9 protein-coding genes are annotated in these 13599 nt (G+C 63.6%); 4 read left to right on the forward strand and 5 right to left on the reverse strand.

Annotation, left to right across the window (positions count from 1 at the left end; all coding sequences use genetic code 11):
* Positions 1-50: 50 nt before the first annotated feature.
* The 4 genes from FRZ40_RS28280 to FRZ40_RS28295 all read right to left on the reverse strand — a co-directional run bounded on the left by FRZ40_RS28280 (position 51) and on the right by FRZ40_RS28295 (position 5009).
* Entirely contained in the window at positions 51-566 is a 516-nt protein-coding gene (locus FRZ40_RS28280) for a MarR family winged helix-turn-helix transcriptional regulator (RefSeq protein WP_147236304.1), read from the reverse strand.
* 74 nt (positions 567-640) lie between these two features.
* Complete coding sequence (locus FRZ40_RS28285) at positions 641-2533, reverse strand: feruloyl-CoA synthase (protein ID WP_147236305.1); 1893 nt, start codon at positions 2531-2533, stop codon at positions 641-643.
* 125 nt (positions 2534-2658) lie between these two features.
* The gene (locus FRZ40_RS28290; RefSeq protein WP_147236306.1) at positions 2659-4110 is read right to left on the reverse strand and encodes an aldehyde dehydrogenase; all 1452 of its coding nucleotides are present in this window, start codon (positions 4108-4110) and stop codon (positions 2659-2661) included.
* A 62-nt stretch (positions 4111-4172) separates the two neighbouring features.
* A complete protein-coding gene (locus FRZ40_RS28295) occupies positions 4173-5009 on the reverse strand; it encodes a p-hydroxycinnamoyl CoA hydratase/lyase (RefSeq protein WP_147236307.1) in 837 nt (278 codons plus the stop codon).
* 432 nt (positions 5010-5441) lie between these two features.
* Between FRZ40_RS28295 and mhpT the strand changes: the two genes are divergently transcribed.
* From mhpT to FRZ40_RS28315, 4 genes are all read left to right on the forward strand, one after another.
* A complete protein-coding gene (gene mhpT, locus FRZ40_RS28300) occupies positions 5442-6686 on the forward strand; it encodes a 3-(3-hydroxy-phenyl)propionate transporter MhpT (protein ID WP_147236308.1) in 1245 nt (414 codons plus the stop codon).
* 43 nt (positions 6687-6729) lie between these two features.
* The gene (locus FRZ40_RS28305; protein ID WP_147236309.1) at positions 6730-7875 is read left to right on the forward strand and encodes a porin; all 1146 of its coding nucleotides are present in this window, start codon (positions 6730-6732) and stop codon (positions 7873-7875) included.
* Between the two features lie 10 nt (positions 7876-7885).
* The gene (locus FRZ40_RS28310) at positions 7886-9595 is read left to right on the forward strand and encodes a tannase/feruloyl esterase family alpha/beta hydrolase (protein WP_147236310.1); all 1710 of its coding nucleotides are present in this window, start codon (positions 7886-7888) and stop codon (positions 9593-9595) included.
* Positions 9596-9799: 204 nt separating this feature from the next.
* Positions 9800-10732 carry a helix-turn-helix domain-containing protein gene (locus tag FRZ40_RS28315; RefSeq protein ID WP_147236311.1) on the forward strand — a complete coding sequence of 311 codons (933 nt, stop codon included), beginning with the start codon at positions 9800-9802 and terminating at the stop codon, positions 10730-10732.
* A 24-nt stretch (positions 10733-10756) separates the two neighbouring features.
* On the opposite strand, the gene benC is transcribed toward FRZ40_RS28315, so the two are convergent.
* Entirely contained in the window at positions 10757-13546 is a 2790-nt protein-coding gene (gene benC, locus FRZ40_RS28320; RefSeq protein WP_147236312.1) for a benzoate 1,2-dioxygenase electron transfer component BenC, read from the reverse strand.
* Positions 13547-13599: the final 53 nt, after the last annotated feature.

A 13599-nucleotide genomic window follows, 5' to 3' on the forward strand; every position in this document is an offset into this window, starting at 1 on the left:
AATGAACAGGGGGCGCAGGTGACGCAGGGGAGGGCAGCCGCGACCAGTCGTTACCCGCGCAGGTTGCGGACGAACAACTCCAGCATTTCCTGCGCTGCCAACGCATCGAGTGGCTCAATACCGGCGAGCATCTGGGCCTCGAGAACATGGACCGTCGCCATACAGCGATGAAGCACCTCCCGTCCTTCGTCCGTTAGACGGAGCACGACGATGCGTCCATGATTCGGGTCGGGCTCGCGCGTGATCCAGTTGCGCGATGCCATGACGCTCATGACTTCGTTGGCCGATTGCGGCGTGATGAAAGACCGCTCGGCCAGTTGCGCGTTCGACGCCTCGCCCCGCGCCTCCAGCACGGAAAGCGCAGTGAACTGCGCGAGCGTCAGGCCCAGTGGCGCGAGCGCATCCGTCATCTTGCGGCGCAGGATTCGATCGAGGCTGCCGATCAGATAGGTCAAGCGGGGACGTGCCGAAGCCTTGCGTCCCGCTGAGGCCGCGCGCGGACGGGCGGCCGTCGCGAGGTTTGCTTTCGTGGCGCTGGATGTCTTCGTCGGAGATTTGCCCGTCATCAGATCGGTCTGCTGCTGTCGTGGAAGACGCCATGTTACCGCGTCGTTCGCACGCTGCACCGCTCCTCGCGCCTTCATACCTTGCAACGCGACGCGTAGATCACGCCAGGATCGTCGCGCTGCACATCGTGCATTGCCTCCACCAGGTTTGCGCGCTGCGTCAGTACCGCGCGCTGGTTGATCGATCCTTTATCGGTGATCTCGCCGAGATCGAGTGACGGCGCAACGTCGAGCAGACGAAGACGCGCAATCGCCGTCGCGCTGCCCGTCGAATCGCGGTTCAGCTTCTCGAGCAGATCGGTGAAGAAGGCGCGTACGGCGGGTGCGCCGGCAATCTCCGTGGCGTTCGCGGACGCCGGCAGGTGCGCGAGCCGCCGGCAATCGTCGAGTCGTGGAAATACGAGCAGCCCGACGTCATCGCGATTCAGGCCGGTCACGACGACGTCCTGCACATAGGGCGCGCCCGCTGAAATGACCCGCGCACGCATCGGCCCGACGCTCACGAAGGTGCCTGAGCTGAGTTTGAAATCTTCGGCGATGCGCCCGTCGAACATCAGGCCGAGTTCCGGCCGTTGCGGGTCGACGAACTTTAGTGCGTCGCCGCTGCGGTAATACCCCTCGTCATCGAATGAATCGGCTGCATTCGAATCGGCTATCCGCCAGTAACCGGGCATCACGTGCGGACCGCGAAAGCGCGCTTCGAGTTTGCCCGACACGGGCGCCAGCTTCACTTCGCAGCCGGGCGCCGGCATGCCGACGTAGCCCGCACCGGGCACAGGCCCGGTCGTGAACAGACACGACGGCGAAGTCTCCGTCATGCCGAGGCCCGCCATGATGCGGATACGCTCGCCGCAAAAGCGCTCGGTGACACGTTGCAAGCGGTCCCACGCTGCCTGCGAAAGTCCGGCGCCTGCGAAGAAATAGACTTTCACGCGTGAGAAGAACGTCTCGCGCAACTGCGCGTCGGTTTCGAGCGCGCTCGTCAGCTCTTCCCAACCCTTCGGCACGTTGAAGTAGATGGTCGGCGCGATGTCGCGCAGATTGCGCAGCGTTTCGTCGAACTTCTTCCCAACGGGCTTGCCGTCGTCGATATACAGCGTGCCGCCGTTGTAGAGCGCAATGCCGGCATTGTGGCTGCCGCCGAACGTATGATTCCACGGCAGCCAGTCGACCAGCACGGGCGGCTCGACGGCGAACTCGGGAAACGTGTCGAGCAGCATCTGCTGATTGCTGCACAGCATGCGATGGGTGGTCGGCACGGCCTTCGGGAGCATCGTCGAGCCGGACGTAAAGAGAAACTTCGCGATCGCATCGGGATCGATCGCCTCGTGCACGGCGTCGACCGTCGTGGGCGCGGTGTCGAGCAGTTCCGATAGCGGCGTGGATTGGCGCTTTCCACATGAACCTGAGGCGGTGACCAGTTCGACGCCGTCGGCAATGGTCGCGTCGATCGCTTTGGCGAACGTCTCGCCTTCCGTCGCGAATACGAGGCCGGGTGTGAGCAGATCGAGCGTATGACGCAGCTTGCCGTAGTCGCTGGATACGAGCGAATATGCGGGCGAAATGGGCGCGTAGGGGACGCCTGCCCACATCGCGCCGAGCGCGACCATCATGTGTTCGAGATCGTTGCCCGAGAGAATCACGACGGGCCGCCCGGCAGACAGGTTGCGACCGAGCAGCGCCTGACCAATCGCGCGGGCATGCGCGAGCATCTGCGCGTAGCTGATCCCTTGCCATTCGCCGTTGGCGCCGCGGCGGGCGACCAGCCATCGGTCAGGATGCGCGAGCGCGCCGCTTGCGAGCCGGTCAGTAATACGCTTCGGATAGACGCCGGGCGCGGCGCCCGACTCCATGTACCAGACGTCGTGCTCGCGGCGTACGCGAACGGGTGCCGACCCGATTCGCACCGCGCGATAAGGCGTTGATGTTTCTCTGTCGACACCGGATTGCGTCGGCTGGGAAGTCACCTTGTTGTCTCCTGTGTGGGCTCGCTCGCGCGGCGGGCTACAGCCCGGCGCGAGGTCGTCGCCTGATGTGAAGCATGCCCGAATCTGTTTCGTCTGCGTGAACGGGCCCGTTTACAGCGGCAACGTCAGATTGGATAGTGACGCGGACCTGTCTGTATCGTGATCCAGCGCAGATCGGTGAATTCGGCAATCGATGCCTTGCTGCCGAAGCGCCCGTAGCCGCTGCTCTTCACGCCGCCGAACGGCATCTGCGCTTCATCGTGCACAGTCGGGCCGTTGATATGGCAGATGCCCGATTCGACGCGCTTCGCCACCTGCATGGCGCGCGCAATGTCGCGGCTGAACACGGCCGCCGACAAGCCGAACTCGCTGTCGTTCGCGACACGTATCGCTTCGTCGTCGCTATCGACGCGCAGCACGGTGACCACGGGCGCGAACGATTCCTCCGCGTACAGTTTCATCTCGGGGCGCACACCATCGACGACCGTCGGCTGCATGACCGCGCCATGTGCCGGGCCGGCCGTGTGGATCGCCGCGCCGTGATCGCGGGCATCCTGCACGAGCGCCGCCGCGCGCTGTGCGGCCTGTGCACTCACCATCGCGCCGAGCACGGCGCCCGGCGCCGTCGGTTCGGCCGCGACCAGCTTGCGCGCCTTGCTGGCGAGCTTCTCGACAAGCATATCCGCGATGGCGCGATGCGCGATCACGCGTTCCGTCGACATGCAGATCTGCCCCTGGTTGAAGAACGCGCCGAACGCGATGGCTTCGACGGCTGCGTCGAGATCGGCGTCATCGAGCACGAGCACGGGGGCCTTGCCGCCGAGTTCGAGCAAGGCGGGCTTCAGGTGTTTCGCCGCGTGCATCGCGATGATGCGGCCAACGTGCGTCGAGCCCGTGAAGTTCACGCGCCGGACGGCGGGATGCGCGATCAGCCGCTCGACGATTGCGGGTGCGTCGTCGGGCGCATTCGTCACGACGTTGATCACGCCGTCGCCGAGACCTGCTTCCTGCAACACGCTGCCGATCATCCGATGCACGGCGGGACACGCTTCCGACGCCTTGAGAACGACCGTGTTTCCGCACGCGAGCGGCATCGCGACTGCACGGGTGCCGAGGATCACGGGCGCATTCCACGGCGCGATGCCGAGCACTACGCCGCATGGCTGACGCACGGCAAGAGCAAGGTTGCCGGGCATATCGGTCGGCACGATGCTTCCGTCGATCTGCGTCGTCATCGCGGCGGCTTCGCGCAGCATGTGCGCCGCCAGATGCACGTTGAAGCCGTACCAGTTCGCCATCGCGCCCGTTTCCGCCACGCCGGTTTCGATGAACGCGCCGGTTCGCGCATCCATCAGGTCCGCTGCCTTCAGCAGGCGCATGCGCCGCTCCGTGGGCGGCAGAGCCGACCATCCAGGGAAAGCCGCTGCGGCGGCATCGACTGCCGCGTCCGCATCCGCGAGCGTGGCCGCGGGTGCGCGCGAGGCCAGTCTGCCCGTCGCGGGATTCAGGCGTTCGAACGTGGCGCCGTTCGAGGCGAGGCGGTCCTTTCCGCCGATCAGCATACTCACTTCCGTCACGATGACTGTCTCCTTTGTTCTGTCGCCCGCCCGGCGGGATGCCCCACCGGGCGTCCCGGGTGTCAGTCCGCGCGTTTGTACGTCTGCAGTCCGGGCTTGATCGACTTCTGGTCGAGGAATTGCCGCAGTCCTTCTTCGCGCCCGTTCTCGGGATCGCGCAGTTGCGCCTGATCGAGCTTTGCGTACAGATAGTCCTCGTTCTGTTCCCACGTCAGTTCGCGGCAGCGTTTGAAACCATGCTTTGCGACCCGCAGTACGACCGGATTCTTTTCAAGCAGCTTCGCGGCGAGAGCCACCGTCTCCGCGCGCAGCTGCTCGCGCGGCACGCTCCGGTTGACGAGGCCCATTGCGGCGGCTTCCGTGCCCGTGAACGTTTCACCCGTCATGATGTAGTAGAGCGCCTGACGATGTCCGACCGTATCGGCCATCGCCTTGCTGACCAGATTGCCCGGCGGGATGCCCCAGTTGATCTCGGAGAGGCCGAACACGGCTTCGTCGGCGGCGATCGCGAGATCGCATGCGACCAGCGGCGAGAAGCCGCCGCCGAAGCACCAGCCATTGACCATCGCGAGGGTCGGCTTCGAATACATGCGCAGCAGCTTCCATTGCCATTGACACGCATCGCGCCGGATCTTTTCCTGCAGGATTTCCGGCCCTGCGTCGACTTCGCGGAAATACTCCTTCAGATCCATGCCTGCCGTCCACGCGTCGCCGGCGCCCGTGAGCACGAGTACCTGCGCGTCGGCGTCGAGTTCCAGCGTTTCGAGCACCTGCACCATCTCGCTGTTGAGCGTCGGGCTCATCGCATTGCGTTTCTCCGGGCGGTTGAACGTCACCCATGCGATGCCTTCCTGCACCTTGACGTCGACCGTCTTCCAGCGATCCTCATAACTTGCCATGTTCGTAGCTCCAGCGCGCCTTGCGCGCATCAGTGGTTGCGTTCCTGAAGTCACCCGACAATTTCATTTTGTATCAGGTAGCCTGATATGAAGTCTATTATCAAGTTGCCTGATAAACAATCTTTGGCTCGTTGGTGAAAACCCCTGGTTGCGGAATCGGGCGACGAAACTTCGAGCCGCTATTCACGCGCAGAGCGCGTTCATATGGCGCTCACAGGGCAACATGTACGCCGGGTCGCTGTATCTCCTGGGGTATTCACCAAACACAATAATCTTGCGTTGTCAGGTTGCCTGATATTAAATGCGCTCCATCGCGACGACGGCCGGCGTGTTCTCAGGAACACGCTTTTATTCGCCGTATATATCAGGTTGCCTGATATATACGGCAACCTGGAAGCGTTCGCGAAACCAGCACAACAACAGGTGACAGACATGAAATCCACGAGAACTGCACTGCCAGGAGACAGCATTGCGACACAGCCCGCCGCGAACACGGGCGTCGTTATGACATTGGGCCTCTGTTTTGCGATTGCTCTGCTGGAAGGGTTGGATCTGCAATCCGTCGGCGTCGCGGCGCCGCGCATGGCGCGTGAATTCGGGCTGACGGTCGCGCAAATGGGGATCGCGTTCAGCGCGGGCACCTTCGGACTCCTGCCGGGTGCGATGTTTGGAGGGCGTCTCGCCGACCGGGTCGGACGCAAGCGTGTGCTGATCCTGTCGGCATGCGTCTTTGGCCTTCTGTCGATCGCGACTGCGTTGGTGTCGAGCTTCAGCATGCTGGTGATCGTGCGCGTGCTGACAGGCATGGGGCTTGGCGGCGCGTTGCCCAATCTGATAGCGCTGTCGTCGGAAGCCGTGTCGCCGAAAGCACGCAATACGGCTGTGAGCGTGATGTATTGCGGTATTCCGTTCGGCGGCGTGATCGCATCGATCATCGGGATCGTCAGCATCGGCGACACGGACTGGCGCCATATCTTCTATGTCGGCGGCGCGGGGCCGCTCGTGCTCGTGCCGTTGCTGATTGCGTTCCTGCCTGAATCCAGTGCGTTCAGAAAAACATCGCGTGGGGCCAATGCGCAACCGGCGCCCGTTGGTGAAGTGCTGTTCGGCGCGAATCGCGGTCTGTCCACGCTGCAAATCTGGATCAGTTACTTCTGCACGCTGATCGTCCTCTACTTCCTGCTCAACTGGCTGCCGTCGCTAATGGCGGCACGCGGTCTTGCGCGCGCCGAAGTCGGCTATGTGCAGATCTTCTTCAATATCGGCGGCGGACTGGGCGCGCTCTTCATCGGCATGTTGATGGACCGGCTGCGCGGCGGCGCGGTCGTGTCGGGCATGTATGTCGGCATCATCGCGTCGCTCGCCGCCTTGTCGGTCGCACCGGGATTCGCGGCGCTTGCCGTTTCGGCATTCTTCGCCGGCATGTTCGTGATCGGCGGCCAATCGGTGCTCTATGCGCTCGCTGCCGTTTTCTACCCGACGCCGATGCGCGGCACGGGCATCGGCGCAGCAGTGGCAGTGGGCCGCATCGGCTCCGTGGTCGGACCGCTTGCGGCAGGCCAGTTGCTGGCGATGGGCCGCAGTTCGTCGACGGTGATCGGCGCGAGCATCCCCGTCACGCTGATCGCTGCCGTCGCCGCGTTGCTGCTGATACGCCGTCCGCGCGCAGCAGACTGAATCCCTCTTTCCATAACAACACACGACGTTTGGAGACAACGAGATGCACGCAACAACGATCCGGCTTTCCCTGTGCGGCGCGCTCTGCGCGTTCGCAACGAGCGCTTTCGCGCAATCGGGCGTCACGCTGTACGGCATCATCGATACGGGCATCGAATACGTATCGCATGCGAACGCCGCTGGCGACCACGTGTTCCGCATGCCGGCCGTGACAGGCGAATTGCCGTCGCGCTGGGGATTGCGCGGCGTCGAAGATCTGGGTGGCGGCTATAGCGCGGTATTCACACTCGAAAGCGGTTTCAACGTCCGCGACGGCAGTTCGGGCCAGGGCGGCCGCTTGTTCGGGCGCCAGGCGTTTGTCGGCCTCAAGAGCGCCACGTACGGCACGGTCGCGTTCGGCCGGCAGTACACGATGACCTATCTCGCGTTGCAGGGCGCGGACATCATCGGACCGGACATTTACGGCATGGGTTCGCTCGATGCATACGTGCCCAACGCACGCGCCGACAACGCCGTGACGTATATCGGCAGCTATAAGGGCTTCACGCTGGGCGCGGGCTATTCGTTCGGACGCGATTCAGCGGGTACGGGCAACTCGCCGGGGCAGGGCACGTGCGCGGGCTCGGTGCCCGGTCACGCAACCGAGTGCCGCGACTGGTCGGTGATGCTCAAGTACGACGCGCAGTACTTCGGCATCGCTGCGTCGTACGAAGACCAGCGTGGCGGCACCAATGCAGCCGCCAACTTCTTCGATGGCGTGGCAACCACGCCGCTCACCAGTGCCGCCGACAAGGATGCCCGCACGCACGTCAGCGCATATGCGCAATACGCCGGCATGAAGCTGGGCGCGGGCTGGCTCGGGCGGCGCGTGGTGACCGATTCACCCGCCGTGCCGAATGTGCGCTCCGACCTTTTCTTCATCGGCGCGTCGTATCTGGTGACGCCGGCGTTTCTGGTCGACGGCGAGGTCTTTCGCATCGTCAACGGCGACCACGACACGCGCGCGACGATGGGCACGCTGCGCACCACTTACTTGCTGAGTAAGCGCTCGTCCGTATACGCACAGGCGGCGTATCTCGCCAACAGCGCGAAGGCGCGCTATTCCGTGAGCGGCGGCGGTGGCGGCACGACACCCGGCGCGGGCATGGGACAGACGGGCGTGATGGTCGGCATCAAACACATGTTCTAGGAGACATCGGATGAAGAAGTCCGCGATTGCTATATGCGTGTCGGCCACGCTCGCCGCCTGCGGAGGCTCGTCGAACACGACTTCGTCGGCGCTGCCGCAACTGAGCGCCGCGACACCCGCGACGCTCATCGGGAGTTGCGCGGCGCTCGCCGCGAAGCTGTCGTTCGCGAACACGTCGTTCACCTCCGTGACGGATGTACCCGCAGGCACGCTGAAGGTGGCCGGCAAGTCGATTGCCGGGCATTGCGTGATCGAAGGTCAGATGAACCAGCGCGTGAGCGCCGTCGACGGAAAGACGTATGCGATCGGCTTCGAGATGCGTCTGCCCATCGCGTGGAACGGTCGCTTCTTCTATCAGGCCAATGGCGGGCTCGATGGCAATGTCGTGACGGCGACGGGCGAAATCGGCGGCGGCGGTCCGCTCGACGATGCGCTCAATATGGGCTTCGCTGTCATCAGTTCGGACGCGGGGCATGCGTCGGCGCAGAATCCGCTTTTCGGCCTCGGTCCGCAGGCGCGCATCGATTACGGCTACAACGCTGTCGCGACGCTCACGCCGATGGCGAAGCAAACGATCAAGACCGCCTATGGCAAGGCGCCCGACCGCAGTTACTTCGACGGCTGCTCGAACGGCGGGCGGCACGCGATGGTTGCGGCTGCCAGATCGTCGGCGCAGTACGACGGCATCATTGCAGGCGACCCGGGATTTCATCTGCCGAAGGCTGCGATTGGCGAGATGTGGGGCGCGCAGCAGTTCGCCAAGGTCGCAACGGCAACGACCGCGACCGGTTTGCCCGACATCACAACTGGCTTCACGGCAGCGGAGCGCCAACTGGTAGCGTCGCGAATCATTGCGAAGTGCGACGCGCTCGACGGCGTGACAGACGGCATGGTGCAGGACATCAAGGCATGTCAGGCGAACTTCAGTCTCGCCAATGACGTGCCGACGTGTTCGGGCAATGTGCGCGACGGCACGTGTCTGACGGCTGCACAGAAGGATGCCATCGGTAATGTGTTCTCGGGAGCGCGCAACAGCGCGGGCACGGCGCTTTACGCGAGTTTTCCGTATGACGTGGGCGTCAATGGCGCCAACTGGGCGCAGTGGAAGCAGAGCAATTCGATCACGCTCGATCCTGCGGCCGCTGCGTTCACGTTCACGACGCCACCGCAAAGTGCATCGTTGCTGAGCCAGTTGTCCTCGTATGCGCTGAGCTTCAGCATGGACAACGATGCGCCGAAGATCTTCGCGACGAGCGGCGTGTATACGGAATCGTCATGGTCGTTCATGGCCCCGCCCGATGAGACCAATCTCAGCGCATTGAAGCAGCGCGGCGCAAAGCTGATGGTCTATCACGGCACGAGCGATCCGGTGTTTTCATCGAACGATACGACCGACTGGTACCGGCGTCTGATGGTCGCGAACGGCGGCGATGCTAGCAACTTCGCGCGGCTGTACACGGTCGCGGGTATGAACCATTGCTCGGGCGGCCCGACGGCGGATCAGTTCGATATGTTGACGCTAATGGTTGCATGGGTCGAGCAGGGCAAGGCACCCGACAGCGTGATCGCGACGGCACGCGACGCGAGCAACGCGATACCGAACAGTGAAGTGCCCGCGGACTGGGGCGCGGCTCGTACGCGGCCGCTGTGCCCGTATCCGAAAGTTGCACGTTACAGGGGCGGTGACGTCAGCTCGGCGGCGAGCTTTTCGTGTAGCTGAAGCTGGCTGATGTGAGGCGGAGAACCGATGGCATCAGGGTTCCCGCCTCGCGCGGTGTTCCGCGATTGCACGCGCACGATGTCGTTAAGGTTCCTAAAATTTTCCATGCGATCCCGCCTCCTGAGATTTGCATGACCATTGAACGGCCCAGGCGCCTATGAAACAATTGACGGAGCTCACATGTAGCAGGACATAACGCGCATCATGGCCTATGACCCACAGCGCCGTCGGACCATTCTGCATTTCGCGCTCTACGGCGCGGAAGCCGACCAGCCATGGGTCGACATGGTGCATTACGAACGCATTCCGCAGCGTGCCGGCCGTTTCGATTTCGACATCCAGCCGCACGTCCACGATGCGTTGATCCAGGTGCTTTACGTGACGGGCGGGGGCGGCGAGACCTTCATCGACGGCAGAACCTGGGCGGTCGAAGCGCCATGCCTGATCGTCGTGCCGGCGCGATCGGTCCACGGCTTTCGCTTCCGCAGCGACATCGACGGTCATGTCATCACCGCCGCGCAGTCTGCGCTGGAATCGCTGGCGATGACGGCCGCGCCCGAGCTGCTGGAATTCATCCGCACGCCCACGGTATTGTCGATCGATCCCGACGTCGAGCGCGGCACACCTCTCGATACTCTGTTTCAGTCGATTGGTCGCGAGGCGGAAAGCCACGAGCGCTGGCAGTTCACCGCAGGCGCCGCACTGACGATTGCCCTGTTCGTCAAGATCGGGCGCCTCAGCGAGAGCGCCCGGCTTTCAGCCGATTCCGAGCAGCGGACCATGGCCGCGCGGATCGAGCGATTCCGCGCTCTGCTCGACCGCCATTGCCGCGAGCGGCGGCCAGTCGCGAGCTATGCCGAGGAGATGGGCGTAACCACTGGCCAGCTCTCCCGTATCTGCCGTGCCACTTTCGGAGTCTCGGCAATCGAAGCCATCGATGCGCGCTCGATCCATGAGGCCAAGCGGCTGCTTGGCTATTCGACGCTCAGCGTGAAGCAGATCGCCAGCGAACTGGGCTTTCAGGACGAGGCCTATTTCGGTCGCTTCTTCCGCAAGCAGACAGGACTGCGGCCAACCGAATACCGTTCTGCGGCCCACGATCGATCCTTGCCGCCTGAAAAGGGGAGAGCGGGCTGACTCGAACTCTCCCCGTCATCGGGTTCAGGTCGCTATCCCACCGAACTTCACGAACAGGTGCTCCGGCCCGGAGTTGGTCAGATTGTTGCCGCGCACATACTGGATCGGCCTTTCCGGATCGACCGCAATATCGCTGACCTTGCGGGCCAGTGCCTTCGTGGCGATCAGCGTCTCGAGCCTGGCGAGCGGTGCGCCAAGACATTTGTGCATGCCGTTGCCGAAACCCAGGTGGCCGCTCGAATCGCGATCGATGTCGAAGGTGTCACCCTCGGCAAACTTGCGGCTGTCGCGGTTCGCGGCCGACAGCAGCAACCGCACCACCGCGCCCTTTGGCAGATCAATCCCTGCGACAGTGGTCGCCTCGGTGGTGATGCGGCTCACGCGCTGAACGGTACCGCGGTAGCGCGCCACCTCTTCGACGAAACGGTCGGCGTCGTCGGGTTGCTCGCGGATGCGTGCCAACAGATCCGGCTGCTCGGCGAACATGCGAAAAGCGTTGGCGACAAGGATAGTCGTCGTGTCGTGCCCGGCGATGAAGACGAAGGCGCACAGTTCCTTCGCTTCCTTCTCCGAAAGCAATCCGTCTTTCCACATGCGCGCAATATGCCCGCCGATCGACTGGCTGCCGGTGAGAGCGAGCCGCTCCAGCGCTTTCTTCAGGTACGCGAAGAACGCCTGCGCGCTCTGCTCGTCGGTGCCCGTTCCCGGCGCATTGCGGGCGAGTCGCCCGAAGTAGCTGAAGGTCTCGTCCGACCAGAACTTCATCTTTTCCTCATCCTCGTTCGGTACCTCGATCATCGCGGAGATGGTCGAGATGCTGAGCGGGATAGCGAAATCGTTGACGACATCGCCGCCGCCTTTGGCAATCATCGCGTCGAGCAGATGCTCCGCCCGTTGCGCGATCTGCTCCATAAAGGGGTCGAGCGCCAATGGCATGAAAGACGGCTGGACGACTTTGCGCAAGCGCGAATGGCCGGGCGCATCGAACAGCGTCAGGAACGTCAGCGGCGGCGGGCTGACGACCTCGGAGGAGAACAGCTTCGGGTTGCGGATCGCCTGATAGACGTCGTCATAGCGCGAGAGGAACCATACGTCCGATGTCGCCGACTGGCAACGCAGCACGGGAGCGTGCTCGCGCATCCAGCGGTAGTGCTCGTAAGGGTCGCCTTGCGAGCCGTCGTCGACCACCTTGAATGGTTCCATGCCTTCGGGCCAGTCCAGTTCGTGTGAATAGGGCGCAAGGGCGCTCGCCGTGAACGGGCAGATCTGCGGCGCGCGATCCGGCGCAGCGGAAGGGAGCGCGCGGGGCGCTTCGACCACGGATGCCGGCTTGTCCATTGGCATGCGATCGAGCGCCCGGCTCATCGTCGCCCGGGAATGGAGCGCATGACGCGTAATCACGTCCCGCGCCGCGTTCAGGTCGCCCAGTTCGAAGGCGGTGACTAGGTCACGGTGCTGCTGGACGATATCGCCGACGATCTCGGTCTGGTCGGTCAGTGCGCGAGCGATGTAGTCCTGCACGGCGAGTTGCCGGTAGAGCGCGATCAGCCGACTGTTCCTCGAAGCCTCGATCGTGAACATGTGGAAGGCGTGATTCGCCTCGATGTAGCTCGAAACGTCGGTCACGTGCCGCCCCGACACGAATGGCGCCGTCGCCTCGGCGAGTTGCCGAAAGGCGGTCAATTGCTCGCTCGACAACCGGCCCATCGTCAACTGGGCCGCCCCCAGTTCGAGCGTCATGCGCAGGTCGAAGGCTTCATCGACATCGACGGGAGAGAGGCGCTCCTCGCCGGTCTGAACCACCAGGCCCGTACCGGCAAACTTCTCATAGTAGAAATTGCGCGGTGTCAGGCCTTCGGACGAGAGAAACGTGCGCACGGCATCGACCATCGGCGGCGGCCCGCAGAGGTAGACGTCCGACTCGCCATCGTTGAGCTGGGAGGCACTGATGTGGCGGGTCACATAACCCTTGTTGGGATGCGCACTGTCGGGACTGGAGACGGTGCACGCATAGGTGAAGTTCGGCAGGCGCTGCGCGTACATGTCGAGCCGGTCGACGCCGACCAGATCTTCATCGCTGTTCACACCCAGGATCAGATGGATCGGATACGGGCTGCCGCCGTCGTCAACGATCTTGTCCAGCATCGAGAGAAACGGCGCGAGGCCCGTGCCGCCCGCCAGAAACAGCACCGGCCGCTCGATGGTGCGCAGATAGAAGCTTCCCATCGGGCCGCGAAACTCGATCGGGTCTCCCGCTTTGGCGGTTTCGGCAAGCCAGGTCGACATCACGCCCTGACGCACGTTACGCACGAGGAAGGACAGGTGTGGCGTGGACGGACCCGAGCTGAAGGAGTACGACCGTGTCTGATCGGTGCCGGGCACCCGGATGTTGACATACTGCCCAGGAAGGAAGCTGAGACCCGCACGGTTCTCGAGCTCGACCGTGAAGGCGATCGTGGTGTCCGATGCTCGCTGGCAGGCGACGATTCGTGCCTTGTGGGCGGCCGGGCCGGTACCCGAGACGTCGGAGCCGGTGGCGATCTGGATCACGCAGTCGGAACGCGGACTCATCTGGCAGGTGAGAACCTTGCGGGCGCTTGCCTCCTCCGGGCTGAGCGCATCTTCCACGCAGTCGTCCAGAACGTACTCGCCTGACTCGCAGGTCGCCTTGCAGGTGCCGCACACACCATCACGGCAATCGAGTGGAATATGGATCCTGGCGCGGATGGCGGCATCGGTAACGCGCTCGCCCTCCTCACACTCGATGAAGCGGGTCACGCCGTCCTCGAAACGGAGTGTGATCTGATGGGTCATACGGGTGTCTCCTCTAGAGCCGCCCGAACGGGCCGCTTCACTGGCGGTAAGCT

It is taken from the genome of Paraburkholderia azotifigens, from assembly GCF_007995085.1.
Lineage (GTDB): Bacteria > Pseudomonadota > Gammaproteobacteria > Burkholderiales > Burkholderiaceae > Paraburkholderia > Paraburkholderia azotifigens.